The organism is Paenibacillus vini (assembly GCF_018403325.1).
Lineage (GTDB): Bacteria > Bacillota > Bacilli > Paenibacillales > Paenibacillaceae > Fontibacillus > Fontibacillus vini.
The window spans coordinates 37,653-53,919 of sequence record NZ_BOSL01000025.1 but is presented as its reverse complement, the minus strand read 5'-3'; the positions used below and the strand labels follow the sequence as shown (position 1 = coordinate 53,919).

The following is a 16,267-nucleotide window of genomic DNA, read 5'->3' as shown; positions in this document are numbered from 1 at the left end:
GGCAAATGCTACTCCAGCTATCCGTCTTCTTTCCGGATCGCATCAGTAACTATTTACGTTAGAAACGCCAAATCCCCCTCGGGGGATTTGCTTGACAATGAGTTTACACAAAAATCTTGACAGACCCGGTGAAGTAGGAGTAGAGGGATCTAAGAAAAACAAAGCTTCCTCCGGATATCGGAGAAAGCTTTTTCTTTCGCTGAAAGATTACTGCCCCCATCACACTCATTGCTGCAACTGGCGCAGCACTGTGATCTCTACGCGGCGGTTTTTTTGGCGTCCTTCGGAGGTGGAGTTGTCGGCGGCGGGACGGGTGTCGGCGTAGCCGGCATATTGGAAGCCTTCCGGATCGAGCTTTTCCTTATCGATGAAAAAGCGGAGGACGGATAAGGCGCGTGCGCCCGACAGTTCCCAGTTATCCTTAAACTCGGAGGCGCGGACGATCGGAAGATCGTCCGTATGCCCTTCGATGCTGATGACGGTATTGAGTTGACTGAACAGGCTGGCTAGTTTGGTCAGTGTTTTGGCGGAACCGGATTTCAGATCGGCCTTGCCGGCATCGAACAGGAAGCGGTCGCTTAACGTGATCGAAATGCCTTTAGGCAGATCTGCGACCTTGATCTGATCATCAAGCTGATTGTCCTTGATATAAGACTCGATCCGGCTCATGAGCGTTTGCAGTTCTTCTTCCTGCTTGCGGAAAGCCAGCTCGCGTTCGGTCATCGGCTTTTGCGAGGCATCGTCGCTGTTTATAACGGGCTGGTTTGTGCCGTTTGGAACTGCAGTCCCGTTCTGGCCGGCCTGTCCTCCCGATGCTCCGTTCTTGTCATCTACGGCAGACGGAGGGTTCTTGGAAGTGTGGGGGCCGTCGCTGCCTAGGATGCCGCTTCCTTTTTCCAGCAAGGAGTCTCCGCTCTTGAACGTAAGCTGGAGCGACTGGGTGACGACTTCGTATTTTTCCACATCCAAACGGCTCATGGCATACATCACGACGAAAAAAATGAGTAGCAGCGTAATCAAATCGGCATAGGTGATCATCCACCGGTCTCTCGTATCCTTACTTTCCTGGCGATGCCGGGAACGTTGGCCGGGGTTCTGGGTTCTGTTCTTCCGGCTCATAGGCTCTCATTCTCCCCGGATACGGGCAAATCCCGGAGCGTTTCGGCCGTGAACGATTCCAGCTTGCGACGCACGAGGAGCGGGTGATCGCCGTTTTGAAGGGAGAGTATTCCCTCCAGCATCATTTCCATCCGGCCGACTTCATCTTCTCCGCGCGCTTTGATTTTGGAGGCGATCGGAAGAAAGATAAGGTTGGCGCTGGCTACCCCGTAAAGGGTTGCCGTAAAGGCGAGCGCAATGGACGGGCCGAGTGCGGTCGGCTCGGTAAGGCTGCCAAGCACATGGATAAGACCCATGACCGTACCGATAATTCCCATGGTCGGGGCATATCCGCCGGCCGATTCGAATATTTTGGCATAACCTTCATATTTTGTTTGGATGGCGTCAATTTCTAAATCCATGATTTGTTCGACCATGCTTTGCTCCGTACCGTCAACGACGAGTTGGATGCCTTCCCGCAAAAAAGGGTCTTCATGCTCCGCGGCCCGCCTTTCCAGCGCCAAAACTCCTTCGCGCCGCGCTACCGTCGACATGCTTACGATATCTTCTATCAGTTCATCCGGTTTCTGTTGTCCCGAGGTAAAGGCCAGGGCTAACGCCCGCGGGACGGTTTTCAATTTGGCCAGAGGAAAGCTCACCATGACCGCGGCCAGCGTACCGCCGAATACAATCACGGCAGCCGCAATTTGCATTAAACCCGCCAGTTCCCCGCCTTCCCATAAAAAGCCGCCGATCAACGCGGCCAATCCAATAATGATACCTATAATTGTTGTGATATCCATCTGTAATTTTACAACTCCTATTCACGACTTATCGTTTGCATCCCAACTGCAAAAAAGGTATAATCAATGGGAACACCCATTCCTATTTTGGAGTGGTGATATTAGCGCTTCTCGTCTTACTTACATTTAAAGCAGAAGAATTAAGGTTAATATAGATAATAGTAGCTTCATGATCAAAAAAACTGACTTTTAATCTATTTAGAAGTACAGTTTCCATTTTAGACGATAAGGGTGATGTTGGACAATGAGTGATATTGTCTTTAGTAACAATAAATTCGAGCTGATTTCCGAATTTTCGCCGCAGGGCGACCAACCAGCCGCGGTGGAACAATTGGTTGAAGGCGTAAAAATGGGTAAAAAGCACCAGACGCTTTTGGGTGCGACCGGAACGGGGAAGACCTTTACGATTGCCCATACCATTGCCAAGCTTGGAAGGCCCACGCTCGTCATCGCCCACAACAAGACACTGGCTGCGCAGTTGGCCAGCGAATTCAAAGAGTTCTTCCCGAACAACTCCGTAGACTACTTCGTCAGTTACTATGACTACTACCAGCCGGAAGCATATATCCCATCCTCCGACACCTACATCGAGAAAGATTCCAGTATCAATGAAGAGATTGACAAATTGAGACACTCCGCGACGAGCTCGCTGTTCGAACGGCGCGACGTCATTATTGTAGCGAGTGTATCTTGTATTTACGGTCTCGGTTCTCCAACCGAATACGGGAATCTGGTGTTATCGCTGCGGGTTGGCATGGAAAAATCCCGGAATCAGATTCTGAGCCGACTGGTGGATATCCAGTATCAGCGGAACGATATCAACTTCGTTCGCGGAACCTTCCGCGTGCGCGGAGACGTATTGGAGATTTTTCCGGCTTCCAAAGGAGAGCAGGCCGTACGGATTGAGTTTTTTGGTGACGAAATCGAACGGATTACCGAAATCGACGTTTTGACCGGCGAGCTGGTCGGGGAACGCGAACATGTGGCTATCTTCCCGGCATCTCACTTCGTTACCCAGGAAGAGACTATGCGAGTTGCACTGGTCAATATAGAAAGGGAGCTTGAAGAACGGCTTGAGGTGTTCCGCTCCCAGGGCAAGCTGCTGGAAGCACAGCGTTTGGAACAGCGCACCCGGTACGATATTGAAATGATGAAAGAGGTCGGCTTTTGCTCGGGTATCGAGAACTACTCGGGACCGTTGACCTTCCGTGAGCGCGGGGCTACGCCTTATACGCTGATGGATTATTTTCCGGACGATATGCTCATCGTGATCGACGAATCCCACGTTACGCTGCCGCAAATCCGCGCAATGTACAACGGGGACCAGGCGCGCAAAAATGTGCTCGTCGACCATGGCTTCCGTCTACCTTCGGCGCTGGACAACCGGCCGCTTAAATTCGAAGAATTTGAGGGGAAGGCGGATCAGCTGATTTATGTGTCGGCTACGCCCGGACCTTATGAAATCGAGCATTGCGATACGATGGTACAGCAGATTATCCGGCCGACGGGCCTGCTGGACCCAATCATTGAGGTTCGTCCGACGAAGGGACAAATCGACGATTTGATCGGCGAGATTAACGACCGGATTGCTAAGGATGAGCGAGTGCTCGTGACGACGCTGACGAAGAAGATGGCGGAAGATCTGACCGATTACCTGAAGGAAATCGGAATCAAGGTCCGGTATCTTCACTCCGATATTAAGACGCTGGAGCGTATGAGCATCCTTCGGGATCTGCGATTGGGAACCTTCCACGTGCTGATCGGGATTAACCTTCTGCGGGAAGGCCTGGATCTTCCGGAGGTCTCCCTGGTGGCGATTCTTGATGCGGATAAAGAGGGCTTCCTGCGTTCCGAGCGATCGCTGATCCAGACGATCGGCCGGGCAGCGCGGAACTCGGAAGGGCGCGTGTTGATGTACGGTGACCATATCACCGAATCCATGGACAAAGCGATCAAGGAGACCGAGCGGCGCCGCAGCATTCAGATTGCATATAACGAGAAACACGGCATAACGCCGCAAACGATCCGCAAGAAAGTGCGGGATGTCATCGAAGCGACTCGGGTGGCCGAAAGCAAGAGCGATTATCTGTCGGATGCCGCCAAGGGCAAGATGTCCAAGCGCGACCGCGAAGCGATGATCGGACGATTGGAAAAAGAAATGAAAGAAGCCGCCAAAAACCTGCAGTTTGAAAGAGCCGCGGAGCTGCGCGATGCCATTATGGAACTGCGGGCGGAATAAGAGTTGGGAGATGAAAGCAATTGGCTAATGAGAATATCGTCATTAAAGGCGCCAGAGCGCACAATTTAAAAAATGTGAACATTACGATTCCTCGCGACAAATTCGTCGTCCTGACCGGGCTCAGCGGGTCAGGCAAATCGTCGCTCGCATTCGATACCATTTACGCGGAAGGACAACGCCGGTATGTGGAATCTTTATCAGCATACGCCCGTCAGTTTTTAGGACAGATGGAGAAGCCGGATGTGGATTCCATCGAGGGGCTTTCGCCAGCGATCTCGATTGACCAGAAAACGACAAGCCGTAACCCGCGTTCCACGGTAGGAACGGTAACGGAGATATATGATTATCTGCGTCTGTTGTTTTCAAGAGTGGGTCATCCTCATTGTCCGGAACACGGGATCGAGATTACATCCCAGACAGTAGAGCAGATGGTAGACCGGATCATGCAGTATCCCGAGAAGACGAGACTCCAGATATTGGCGCCGGTGGTGTCCGGGAAAAAGGGAGAGCACAAGAGCCTGTTCACCGAAATCGCCAAGCAGGGATTTGTCCGCGTACGCGTAAACGGAGAACAGCGCGATCTGTCGGAGAATATCGAACTTGAAAAAAACAAAAAGCATTCGATCGAGGTCGTCGTCGACCGGATCATCATTAAAGAGGATGTACGCAGCCGGTTGGCTGATTCCATAGAAACCTCGCTCAAAATGTCGGGCGGCCAGTTGCTGGTCGACATTATGGGACAGGAGGAGCTGCGATTCAGCTCCAATTTTGCCTGCCCGATCTGCGGCTTCAGCATTGAGGAATTATCACCGCGGATGTTCTCGTTTAATAGTCCGTTCGGGGCTTGCCCGGATTGCGACGGTCTCGGCGTGAAGATGATCATCGATCCGGATCTGCTTGTTCCCGATACCTCCAAAAGCATTGAGCAAGGCGCCTTTGAAGCATGGGCAGGCAGTACCTCCAACTACTATCCGCAATTTTTGCGGTCAGTTTGCGAGCATTTTAATATTCCGCAGGATGTTCCCGTATCTGAACTAACCAAGGATCAGATGGACAAGCTGCTCTACGGTACAGGCACGACTAAGGTTCGCTTCCGCTATCAAAACGATTTTGGGATGAGCAAAGATGCTTATGTAACCTTCGAAGGTATTGTACACAATCTGGAGCGGCGTTATCGGGATACCAGCTCGGAAGGAATTCGCGAATTCATTGAAGAATTCATGGGTTCCAAGCCATGCGGCACCTGCAAAGGACACCGCCTGAAGAAGGAGACGCTTGCGGTAACGATTAACGGCGAGAATATGGCATTTGTTACTTCGCTGTCGATCGGGGAAGCCATGAAGTTCTTTAATGGGCTCGTTCTTAGTGAGAAGGAAACGGCGATCGCTCATATGATCCTGAAGGAAATCAATAGCCGTCTAGGCTTCCTTGTCAATGTCGGGCTCGATTATTTAACCTTGAGCCGTGCAGCCGGAACGTTGTCCGGCGGGGAGGCCCAGCGTATTCGTCTGGCAACCCAAATCGGATCCAGTCTGATGGGCGTGCTGTATATTCTTGACGAGCCGAGCATCGGCTTGCATCAGCGGGATAATGATCGTTTGATCTCTACCCTTGGGCAGATGCGGGATCTCGGCAACACGCTGATCGTGGTAGAGCACGATGAAGACACGATGTTGGCAGCAGACTATATTATTGATATCGGACCGGGCGCCGGAATCCATGGCGGACAGGTAGTCTCGCAGGGGACGCCTCAGGAGGTCATGGATGATCCGAAGTCGTTGACCGGCCAGTATCTGAGCGGCAAGAAATTTATCGAAGTGCCCGAGAAACGCCGGAAGACGAATGGCCGGTGGCTGGAGATCAAAGGCGCGAAAGAGAACAATTTGAAAAATATTAACGTGAAGTTCCCGCTAGGCGTATTTGCGGCGGTAACGGGCGTCTCCGGCTCGGGGAAATCGACACTAGTCAATGAGATCCTGTACAAGACATTGGCGCGCGACCTGAATCGGGCCCGTGTTCGTCCGGGTCAATATAAGGAAATCAAGGGCCTGGAGCATATCGATAAAGTGGTAGATATCGACCAATCTCCAATTGGCCGTACGCCGCGCTCGAATCCGGCTACCTATACCGGCGTGTTTGACGATATTCGCGACTTGTTCTCGCAGACAAACGAGGCGAAGGTTCGCGGCTATAAGAAAGGCCGCTTCAGCTTCAACATTAAGGGCGGACGCTGTGAAGCCTGCCGGGGCGACGGGATCATCAAGATCGAGATGCACTTCTTGCCCGATGTCTACGTGCCTTGTGAAGTGTGCAAAGGTAAACGGTATAACCGCGAGACCTTGGAAGTGAAATACAAGAACAAGAGTATTGCGGACGTCCTGGAGATGACTGTAGAGGATGCGACGCAATTTTTCGAGAACATTCCGAAAATTCACCGCAAGCTGCAAACGCTCCTCGATGTTGGCTTGGGCTATATCGATTTGGGGCAGCCGGCAACTACGTTATCCGGGGGAGAAGCACAGCGCGTGAAGCTCGCTTCCGAGCTGTACCGGCGGAGTACGGGCAAGACGATCTACATCCTGGATGAACCGACGACCGGTCTCCATGTGGATGATATCGACCGCCTGTTGTCGGTGCTGCATCGCCTGGTTGACTCCGGAGAGACGGTGCTCGTCATTGAACACAATCTGGATGTCATCAAGACGGCCGACTATTTGATCGACCTCGGTCCGGAAGGCGGCAGCGGTGGCGGGACGATCCTCGCTACAGGCACGCCGGAAGAGATTGCGAAGGTGGAACAATCCTATACGGGACGTTACCTCGCACCGGTTTTGGAGCGAGACACGAAACGGACGGAAGAATTAAAGGCACGCGCTTAAGTTTAGGAAGACTGGGTGGCCCGCGACAATGCTTGATTATCGAAGCATTGACTGCGGGTCATTTTTATTTTGACGGGAATGGATTTGGGTATATTCGTTAAGGATAAGATTAAAGCGGGAGATTGAGGGAGAACAGGTACAGGTTAGAATATAGGTAAGGAACGTTTGCAATAAAAACAGGATTGTCGTATGGCGCTAGATATGGGGGATTAGACCTTGGTGAGGTATAGGATGTCCTATTGTCCACTTTTAGGTGGACATTTTAGGGATTTGTGCGCGTTAGGGAGACGAAATATGAATGTTCATAAAGTACCGGAATAGAGAAGAGGGTCTGATTTTAGAAAGTTGTTGAATGATATGATTTTTTTATCAATTAAGATGATAAATGCAACATTTTTTTGACTTTTCTCTTGCATCCGTCTTGAGGAGAAGATAACATATAAGAAGGTGGAAATTTCCGTGAATTTTACTGAGGAGGGCTTGCCATGTTACTCGCAGAAGCGGGAGCCGTAACGACGACATTTAACGGTTTTGATATTTTTATGATTTTGTTCACCATTGTTATCCTGATTGGGGTATTAAGACTGCTGAAAGAGTCCAAGAAGAATTTGTTTGCGATCGGATTTGGCATCCTCAGCTTGCTGATTTTTTTGGCGTCCGATGCAATCATGATCAAATCCTGGTTCAGTTAGTCTAAGCCTAGGGTGCGAGCAGAAACAAGGGGTACAGGGAAGACACTTTGTTCCGGTTGGAGGGATGGGGTGTCTTTTTGCGTGTGCCAAAGGTTCCCGTTGCCGGTGGGTAGAGACTTCAGGCGATGTCTGCTAAAATAGATAAGTTATCGGAGTTTTAAATTTTATGCATGTCGTGTAGATAAACAAATTCGATGGAACGCAGTAATAAATGGCGGGACATCCGGGAGGATATAAATGAGCAACACAACATTAACAAGACAAGACGTGGAGCTGTTGGCTCCGGCGGGCGATTGGGATTGCATGCGGGCCGCGGTGGCTAACGGAGCCGATGCGATATTTTTTGGCGTGGAGAAGTTCAATGCCCGGGCGCGGGCGAACAATTTTCGTATGGACGAGCTGTCCGAAATCATGGCGTTTTTACACAGCTATGGGGTTAAGGGATTCCTGACCTTCAATATTCTGGTGTTTGAAAATGAATTGGCAGATGCGCAGGAGTTGATCGAGGCCTGTATCGAAGCTGGAGTGGACGCGGTAATTGTTCAGGATTTGGGCTTGGTAAGGATGATCCGCGAGCTGTCGCCGGACTTCCCGATTCATGGCTCAACGCAAATGACGATTACTTCGCCGGAAGCGGTGGAATTCACGAAGCCTTGGAATATGGAACGTGTGGTCCTTGGGCGTGAAAACAATTTGAAGCAGATCAAGATGATCGGGGATCAGGCGAAGCTGCCGATGGAGGTTTTTGTGCATGGGGCTCTTTGCGTATCCTATTCCGGCCAGTGTTTGACTTCGGAAATGTGGGGCGGACGGTCGGCCAACCGCGGCGAATGCGCACAAGCCTGCCGATTGCCTTACGACTTGATGGTCGATGGGGAGCAAAAACCGATGGGCGATGTCACTTATCTGTTGTCGCCTAAAGACTTGGCGGCGATCGACATTATGCCTGAATTGATCGAAGCAGGGGTGACTTCATTTAAAATTGAGGGTCGATTGAAGAGCCCTGAATATGTAGCCAATGTGGTGAGCAAGTACCGGAAGGCGATTGACCGGTATTTTGAGGGGGATGCTACGCGTCCTTCCAAAGAGGAAATCCGTGAGCTGCAGCAAAGTTTTTCGCGCGGGTTCACGCATGGCTTCCTGGAAGGGACAAACAATAAGCAATTGGTTGACGGCACGTTTCCTAAGAGCCGTGGCGTATACCTCGGCCGGGTGGAGCAGGTGCTCCGCGACGGCGTCGTTTGTAAGCTGGAAGCGCCGCTGAAGCGCGGCGACGGGATTGTGTTTGACGCCGGCGATCCGACGAAGAAGGAAGAGGGCGGGCGTGTCTATGATTTGCGCCGCAAGGGCGTGAAGTTGGAGGGAGAGGCCGGCGAGACATGGATCGTCGACATCGTTCCGGGGCGCAATGACGTGGATTTGCGCCGGGTGCATGTGGGCGACCGGATCTGGAAGACGAGCGATCCGGCGCTGGATAAACGGCTCCGCCAAACGTTCGAGACCGACAAGCCGTACCGGGTGTTCCCGGTACATGTGCGGGCGGTCGGCCACGCCGGCGGGCCGCTGTCTACCTTCTGGACCGATGTCCAGAAGGGGACGACCGTGCGCGTCGACTCGGAGCTGGAGCTCGAGATCGCGCAAAAACGGCCGATGGACGGGGCGCTGCTCGAAGAGCAGTTCGGCCGTCTCGGCGGCACGGTGTTCCAGCTCGAGCGGCTGGACACGGAGCTGTATGGCGACGTGATCCTCCCCATGCGAGAGCTGAACGGCATTCGCCGGCGCGCAGTGGAGCTGCTAGCCGGCGAGCGGCCGAAGCCGCCCGTGTACACGCGGGCGGCGGCAGCTGCGGTTGGCGCCCCCGCCGTTGGCGGGGCGCCGGTGCCGCGCGGTGAGGCGAAGCTCACCGCGCTGTGCCGCAGCCTGCCGCAGGTGCAGGCTGCGCTGGAAGCCGGCGTCGAAATGATCTACGCCGACTTCGAATTTATCAAGCAGTTCCCGGCAGCAGTGGAAGCCGTCCGGGCGGCCGGCAAGCAAATCGCGCTGGCGACGCCACGCATCCATATGCCGGGCGAGAACGGCTACCATAACAACATCCTGCGCCTCCAGCCCGACGCGGTGCTGGTGCGCAACACCGGTGCGCTGTATTTCTACCTGCGCCACCGTATGGAAAACCCGTCCGCCTCGCATCCGCGGCTGATTGGCGATTTTTCGCTGAACATCGCCAACCACAAAACCGTGGAGCTGTTTCTCGAGGCGGGCTGTGACCTTGTCACGCCGTCCTACGATCTGAACATCCAGCAGATGGTCGATCTACTGCGTCAAAGCCGGACGGCCAACCTGGAAATCGTCATTCATCAGCATCTGCCGATGTTCCATACCGAGCACTGCGTGTACTGCACCTTCCTGAGCGAAGGTACGGACTACACCAACTGCGGACGTCCCTGCGAGGAGCACCGCGCTTCGCTTCAGGACCGGATCGGCATGAGCCACCCAGTCCGCGTCGACGAAGGCTGCCGGAATACGGTCTACAACGCCATCGAGCAGTCCGGCGCGGAATACCTGAGCAACTTCATGGAGCTTGGCGTAGCCAACTACCGGGTAGAGTTCTTGGAGGAGACACCGGAACAGGTTCACGAGGTCATTGATCTGTACAACCGGGCCCTTCGCGGCGAAATCAGCGGCACTCAAGTCTGGAAAACGCTGAAAGCGACAAACCAGCTCGGAGTAACACGCGGACAACTCGTCAAATAGCTTAATAATGCAAATTGTGAATAAGAGAAAAACGGCCTTATGTGCTAACGTCACAGGGGCCGTTTTTCTGTTTTTTAGATGTATACACCTCATGATCACTGTACGAGGACACATGTGTTTTATATGGAGACATGCCTTGAATCCAAGCTATATAAGGGTTTCTAATTGTCAAAACTCTGTGAACGAACGCAAAAATCCCGCGATAAACGATATTTATCAGTAAGCAAAAAATAGATGATGTGGTATAATGAAAGCGTAAACAATTTGAATGGATAATGTAATAAAGTCTAAAGTCCATTTATCAGGAGGGTGAAAGTGATGTTTGAAGGATTCCTCGAAATGCAATCGGTGGTAACTAAAGTTCATGGACGGCTGGAAATCGGCGGCGATCAAGAGTACCGGAGAATTGAATACGGAACCGAGCGCCATCTCCATACTCCGGAGCCAGGAAGCCGCAACCGCTGCGAGGAAGCACCCCAGCCTATCCTAACACGCTTGAAATTTTGGACGCACTAACTTATTGATGATGCAGATGCCTCTTACGGAAATGGGTTCCGTGAGGGGCTTTTTTTATTGGAGAAACTCAATTGGATAGAGTGTAAAGTTCTCTCTAACCTGTCTTTTTTTGACGCTAGTTATGTTATAATTGCACCATCTTGATGTTAAGGGAAAGGAAGATTTAAGCGATGAAGATCCGGAAAGCGATTATTCCTGCAGCCGGGCTCGGTACCCGGTTCCTGCCCGCCACGAAGGCGATGCCGAAGGAAATGCTCCCGATCGTGGATAAGCCGACGATCCAATATATCGTAGAGGAAGCTGTGGCTTCCGGGATCGAAGACATCATTATTGTGACCGGTAAAGGAAAGCGCGCGATCGAGGACCACTTCGACAACTCGTTTGAACTAGAGCAAAACTTGTCCGATAAAGGCAAATGGGATCTGCTGAACGAGGTTCGCAAATCCTCGGAAATGGCCGATATCCACTACATTCGGCAAAAAGAACCAAAGGGCTTGGGGCACGCGATCTGGTGCGCACGTAAGTTTATCGGTAATGAGCCATTTGCAGTCTTACTGGGTGATGACATCGTGGAATCGGAAGTCCCTTGCCTGAAACAGATGATCGACGTATACAACTTCCAGAAGGCCTCTGTCGTCGGGGTACAGCCGGTTCCATGGGAAGAAGTATCCCGTTATGGCATCGTAGACGGAAACGAAATCGGAGACCGTGTCTATCAGGCCAAGCAATTGGTAGAGAAGCCGCCGGCCGATAAAGCACCATCCAATCTAGCAATCATGGGCCGTTACATTTTAACGCCGGCTATTTTCGACATTCTGGACGGACAGCATGAGGGAGTTGGCGGAGAAATCCAACTAACGGACGCCATTTCCCGTTTAAGAGAGACGGAGCGAATTGTAGCGTACCACTTCGACGGTTTGCGACATGACGTTGGTGAGAAGCTGGGCTTCATTCAAACGACGATTCATTATGCGCTGCAGAATAAGGAATTACGCGAGGGATTATTGGAGTATATGAAATCAAAGATTGAAAATCAAAAAATCGGCCTCTCCTAAGGAGAAGCCGATTTTTGATTTAGGTGCCTTTTTTAGAAGGTAAGCTCAGCAAGCTGTGTAATCGAATCCTTTTCTTGAGGATCCAGTTGGATCAACTGATCGTATACCGCCTGGTCTGTGCTTCCGGTCTTCTGCAGAGCTGCCAGGTACCAGCGGGCGATTTCCCGGTTGGTCGGATCATTCAGATCCTGGCTGATCCCTTGCTTGAAGATCTCTGCTGCCTCGGCAGGCTTGTTCATCATGTACTGCATTTTCCCGGCGTTAAGCGCCATAGCTGGAGTTACAGCAAACGGATTCCCTTGGAACTGCCCCTTAGGCAGGTTCTTCAGGTGCTCTACGCCGCGGACTACGTGATCGTAGGCTTGAAGGCCAGTTGCGAAGTATTTGTCTTTTTGATCGACGGCTTGGCTACCAAGTGCCTGATAACCTAATTCGAAGGATTGTACAATGAGTCTCTCATACCAATCCTGATCATACGTATATCTGTCGGCATTGTCTCTCAGGACATTGTAGGCTTTATCCGCCTCTCCTTTTAACTGGTACAGAGCGATGAGCTGGTTATACATGTTCTTATTATAAGCATCTTGTTTGAGCGCGTCCGTAAGCAGCTTCAGGTCCTGAGTATAGAAAGCTTCATCTTGGCTTTGTTCATATGCCGCCTTCAGAAGAACGTTGTAATTCAGTACGGCATCGGGCTGGTTACCGCGCTTCTTTAGCGCATCCGCAAATGGAGCCTGGATTTCTTGGAAATCCGAGCTTGTTGCCATTAAGCTTCTGCCCTTTTCAATGGCATTGTTGGCTTGAATATACCGGATAGATGTAAAGATTAACACTAGAGCCCCGACAACCAGTACAGCGCTGTATAGAGTTCGGAATCCGGATGACTTCCACGCAAATCGTTTTACCGGCTTAGTATCCATCGCAGCGGCCATCCCGCCCAATCCCAGGAAGACTAGCATGCCGATAAACACGTAACTCATGTTAAAGTCCATTAAACTGTGAATCAGTATGGAAAGAACAATGATAAAGTAGATGAAATAATCGTTACGCTTGGTCTCGTCGGAATGAATATATCCGCGAATATATTTGTAGAAAATGAAGGCAAGAAAAGCAACGAGCACTATAAAGCCTAACACTCCGACTTCAACTAGATACTGCATGATAAAGCTGTGCGCCTGACGGCTTTGGTATGGATTGTTCTGGTATTTCTCATAAATCGAAGCCCAAGCACCACCGCCTGCACCAATGACAGGATAGTCCTTGATAACCTTCACTGCGTCTTTGTAAAACGTTAAGCGTTCGAGCAAACTGTGCTGCTGTAAATTGATATTTTCCAAGCGGTCACCGATGTTTCCAGGCAATACGTGCTTGAGATTCGTCCCCAGAAGAAGAACGATTAGAACGACGACGGCAACAACTGAAGCCAGTGGTAACCAAAGGTTAGCTAGTTTTTTTGCCGCCCAGCCCGCGGTACGTTGCTCCAGCATAGGAGCCAAATAACGCTGAATCACCCAAGCCAATGCAGCCACTACGATGGAAGCTCCAAGCAGATATCCCCAGCCTTTGGCGGGATCACCGATCTGACCAAGGTGAAATTGCTGCCCCAAATCGGTGACTGGTTTGGCAATTACTAGTGTTGCTACTACAGCTATTACGCTATACAAAATCCAAAGAATCTGTTTGGCCGGTTTTAAAAAAAACAGTAGGATAATGAAGACAACCGGGAGGAACACTAATCCACCACGAGAGAGCGTCAGCAGGATCGACAGAACCATCGGAACGAGCATGAATCCATGGATCGCTTGGCTATACCATTTGTTCGAGCGTGTGATTGCAAATACGGCTACGAAAAAGAAAGCCATTAGAAACGCCGCATAAGTATTTGGATATTGGAATACCGAGGCCAGACGTGGACCGTTCGAATCGATCCAAACAGCCTGGTTATACTGGCCATTAATGACCGTTTCTGTAAACCAGCCGACCATCGCGGAGACAGTTTTGCCTTGGCCGAGCCAATTAAACAACCCAAATAATACAATAATGTAGGCAATCGTAATTATAGAGGTTTCAATTAGGCCATTAGCCCGTTTGTTTTGCAGCAAATAAAGGCCGATAACAAACAGCATCGCGTACAGACATTGAATCAACACTGCATTCATGGCGAAATAATGACTCGCCGCCGAGATCAGCGCCAAAACATAAGTGACGGGAATCAAAATAACCCATATCGCTGTCAAGTCTCTTTGATCCTTTAATTTAACTTTTTTAAAGAACGCCGCCACCCAGGCGATCAACAAAAGACTTCCGATCATTACCGCCCAAAATATCGGTTTCTCAAAGTTCAAGACAAGTCCATTAAACAACCCGGCCTGGAACGGTGCCCAAACCAGGAGTAAAATCAGTCCAACCATCAACACCCATAACGCGACAGGCAAATTTTCCCCGTTTCTCGACGTTCCGGGCTTTTTCCCGTATACTGGATTCGACACGTATTTATCTCCTTTGCTAATAGATACGGGTATTATTTTAGCATAATTATATTGATTAGGACCAACTTTTGTCTGACAGTTGAATAAGACTTTGGATTTAAAAATGAAAAATACTATAGGTGGAAAAATGAATAAATATATAACTTATATAAATAACTTCAAAAATTATAAATATCTATTACTCTTGTTAACGCGGAGTCATATCAGTAAAAAATACAGGGGATCATTTTTGGGAATTCTTTGGAGTCTGTTAAATCCATTGTTTCAGATGATTGTGCTAACTTTAATCTTTTCAACATTATTCAAGAATCACATTGATAATTTCCCTCTTTATATGATTACTGCCCGATTAATTTATGAATTTTTCTCAATGGGTACGAATGGAGCAATGAAATCTATTGTGGACTCCTCGTCTTTAATAAAAAAGGTCTATATACCTAAATACCTAATAACAATATCGAAAGTATTAGCAGACTTTATAATATTTCTTATCTCCCTAATTGACTTGCTAATTGTTATGCTTATTACAGGTGCGGATTTTACGATTAACTTAATTTATGTACCGTTGTACCTATTTTTGTTGTTTGTATTTACAACTGGTATAAGCTTAATTTTATCGACAATTACCGTCTTTTTTAGAGATATTGAACATCTATATGGGATATTCATCATGATACTGATGTATTTCTCGGCTATATTCTATCCCGCAAATATAATTCCGCAACGGTTTCAATTTGTCTTGCAAGCGAATCCAATATACCAGTTTATAACCGGATTCAGACAGGTGATTTATTATGGACAGCCCATAGAACTAATGAATCTTTTATACTGCTTTATTGCTGGGGCAATTAGTATTGTGATTGGGCTTGTTGTTTTTGAAAGAAACCAACATAAATTTATTCTGCATGTTTAGGGTGATGAAATGGAAGAACTGGCTATAAAGTTGGATAATGTAACCATGACGTATAGAATCACGCAAGAAAAAATCGACAGTTTTAAAGAATTCTTTGTTAAATCTCTTAAGGGGAAGATTAAGTACAAAGAGTTCAATGCTGTAAATTCTTTAAGCCTAGAGGTTAAAAAAGGAGAGAGACTGGGGATTATTGGTCACAACGGAGCGGGAAAGAGTACTTTACTAAAATTGATTTCCGGTGTGATGAAGCCTACTTCTGGTAAATTAACGATTAATGGTACCATCTCTCCTTTATTAGAACTTGGCGCCGGTTTTGACCCTGATCTTACTGGTGCAAAAAATATATATCTAAACGGAGCCATACTTGGCCGGAATAAAGGATTTCTTGAGGAAAAATTTAAAGAAATCGTTGATTATGCAGATTTAGGCGAATTTATTGATGTCCCTGTGAAAAATTATTCTTCCGGTATGAGAGCAAGATTGGGTTTTGCCGTCGCTACTCAAATCGATCCTGATATTTTAATTCTGGATGAAATATTGGGAGTGGGAGATCAGAATTTTAGAGACAAAAGCACCGCAAAAATGAAAGAAATGATAAATAGCGGAAAAACTGTACTGCTCGTATCACATAGCCTTGATCAGATACAGGAACTCACGGAAAACGTTGTGTGGCTCCACAATGGAGAGATACGTGAGTATGGTGAGTCCTCAGTTGTTTGCAAAAGCTATAGAGATTATATGAGTAGTTTGAAATATATGCAATCACGAACACTTTCCTAATCGGTTTAGTTTCTATTAGAACAGTAGCTTAGGTTAATGTGCTTTGGGGGAA

The 16,267-nt window shown here is 49.2% G+C and carries 11 protein-coding genes; 8 read left to right on the top strand and 3 right to left on the bottom strand.

Annotated features, from left to right (window positions below; genetic code table 11):
- Window positions 1-225: 225 nt before the first annotated feature.
- Both KJS57_RS24505 and KJS57_RS24500 read right to left on the bottom strand, forming a co-directional pair.
- Window positions 226-1,119, bottom strand: coding sequence for an OmpA/MotB family protein (locus KJS57_RS24505; protein ID WP_213656643.1), 894 nt, complete (start codon window positions 1,117-1,119; stop codon window positions 226-228).
- Window positions 1,116-1,901: a flagellar motor protein gene (locus KJS57_RS24500; RefSeq protein ID WP_213656642.1), complete on the bottom strand. Its 786-nt coding sequence runs from the start codon at window positions 1,899-1,901 to the stop codon at window positions 1,116-1,118. The genes KJS57_RS24505 and KJS57_RS24500 overlap by 4 nt, the downstream gene beginning before the upstream one ends.
- Before the next feature lie 244 nt (window positions 1,902-2,145).
- Here KJS57_RS24500 and uvrB point away from each other — a divergent pair, with 244 nt between their 5' ends.
- From uvrB to galU, 6 genes are all read left to right on the top strand, one after another.
- Entirely contained in the window at window positions 2,146-4,140 is a 1,995-nt protein-coding gene (uvrB, locus tag KJS57_RS24495) for an excinuclease ABC subunit UvrB (RefSeq protein WP_213656641.1), read from the top strand.
- A gap of 20 nt (window positions 4,141-4,160) precedes the next feature.
- Complete coding sequence (gene uvrA / locus KJS57_RS24490; protein ID WP_213656640.1) at window positions 4,161-7,019, top strand: excinuclease ABC subunit UvrA; 2,859 nt, start codon at window positions 4,161-4,163, stop codon at window positions 7,017-7,019.
- Between the two features lie 485 nt (window positions 7,020-7,504).
- Entirely contained in the window at window positions 7,505-7,711 is a 207-nt protein-coding gene (locus KJS57_RS24485) for a DUF2759 family protein (protein ID WP_211022586.1), read from the top strand.
- A gap of 237 nt (window positions 7,712-7,948) precedes the next feature.
- A complete protein-coding gene (locus KJS57_RS24480; RefSeq protein WP_213656639.1) occupies window positions 7,949-10,462 on the top strand; it encodes a U32 family peptidase in 2,514 nt (837 codons plus the stop codon).
- 318 nt (window positions 10,463-10,780) lie between these two features.
- Complete coding sequence (locus tag KJS57_RS24475; RefSeq protein ID WP_244861697.1) at window positions 10,781-10,978, top strand: hypothetical protein; 198 nt, start codon at window positions 10,781-10,783, stop codon at window positions 10,976-10,978.
- A 170-nt stretch (window positions 10,979-11,148) separates the two neighbouring features.
- Window positions 11,149-12,033 (top strand): UTP--glucose-1-phosphate uridylyltransferase GalU, encoded by an 885-nt coding sequence (gene galU / locus KJS57_RS24470; protein WP_213656638.1) that lies wholly within the window; start codon window positions 11,149-11,151, stop codon window positions 12,031-12,033.
- Between the two features lie 32 nt (window positions 12,034-12,065).
- Here the strand turns inward: galU and KJS57_RS24465 are convergent, their stop codons facing one another.
- Complete coding sequence (locus tag KJS57_RS24465; protein WP_213656637.1) at window positions 12,066-14,522, bottom strand: O-antigen ligase family protein; 2,457 nt, start codon at window positions 14,520-14,522, stop codon at window positions 12,066-12,068.
- A 103-nt stretch (window positions 14,523-14,625) separates the two neighbouring features.
- Here KJS57_RS24465 and KJS57_RS24460 point away from each other — a divergent pair, with 103 nt between their 5' ends.
- On the top strand, window positions 14,626-15,435 hold the full coding sequence (locus KJS57_RS24460) for an ABC transporter permease (protein WP_306434267.1): 810 nt from the start codon (window positions 14,626-14,628) through the stop codon (window positions 15,433-15,435).
- A 9-nt stretch (window positions 15,436-15,444) separates the two neighbouring features.
- Window positions 15,445-16,215 carry an ABC transporter ATP-binding protein gene (locus KJS57_RS24455; RefSeq protein ID WP_213656636.1) on the top strand — a complete coding sequence of 257 codons (771 nt, stop codon included), beginning with the start codon at window positions 15,445-15,447 and terminating at the stop codon, window positions 16,213-16,215.
- Window positions 16,216-16,267: the final 52 nt, after the last annotated feature.

Coding starts and splice junctions, on each gene's coding strand:
- KJS57_RS24505 (WP_213656643.1), bottom strand. CDS start 1,119: ATGAGCCGGAAGAACAGAACCCAGAACCCCGGCCAACGTTCCCGGCAT.
- KJS57_RS24475 (WP_244861697.1), top strand. CDS start 10,781: ATGTTTGAAGGATTCCTCGAAATGCAATCGGTGGTAACTAAAGTTCAT.
- KJS57_RS24485 (WP_211022586.1), top strand. CDS start 7,505: ATGTTACTCGCAGAAGCGGGAGCCGTAACGACGACATTTAACGGTTTT.
- KJS57_RS24460 (WP_306434267.1), top strand. CDS start 14,626: ATGAAAAATACTATAGGTGGAAAAATGAATAAATATATAACTTATATA.
- KJS57_RS24480 (WP_213656639.1), top strand. CDS start 7,949: ATGAGCAACACAACATTAACAAGACAAGACGTGGAGCTGTTGGCTCCG.
- galU (WP_213656638.1), top strand. CDS start 11,149: ATGAAGATCCGGAAAGCGATTATTCCTGCAGCCGGGCTCGGTACCCGG.
- uvrB (WP_213656641.1), top strand. CDS start 2,146: ATGAGTGATATTGTCTTTAGTAACAATAAATTCGAGCTGATTTCCGAA.
- KJS57_RS24455 (WP_213656636.1), top strand. CDS start 15,445: ATGGAAGAACTGGCTATAAAGTTGGATAATGTAACCATGACGTATAGA.
- KJS57_RS24500 (WP_213656642.1), bottom strand. CDS start 1,901: ATGGATATCACAACAATTATAGGTATCATTATTGGATTGGCCGCGTTG.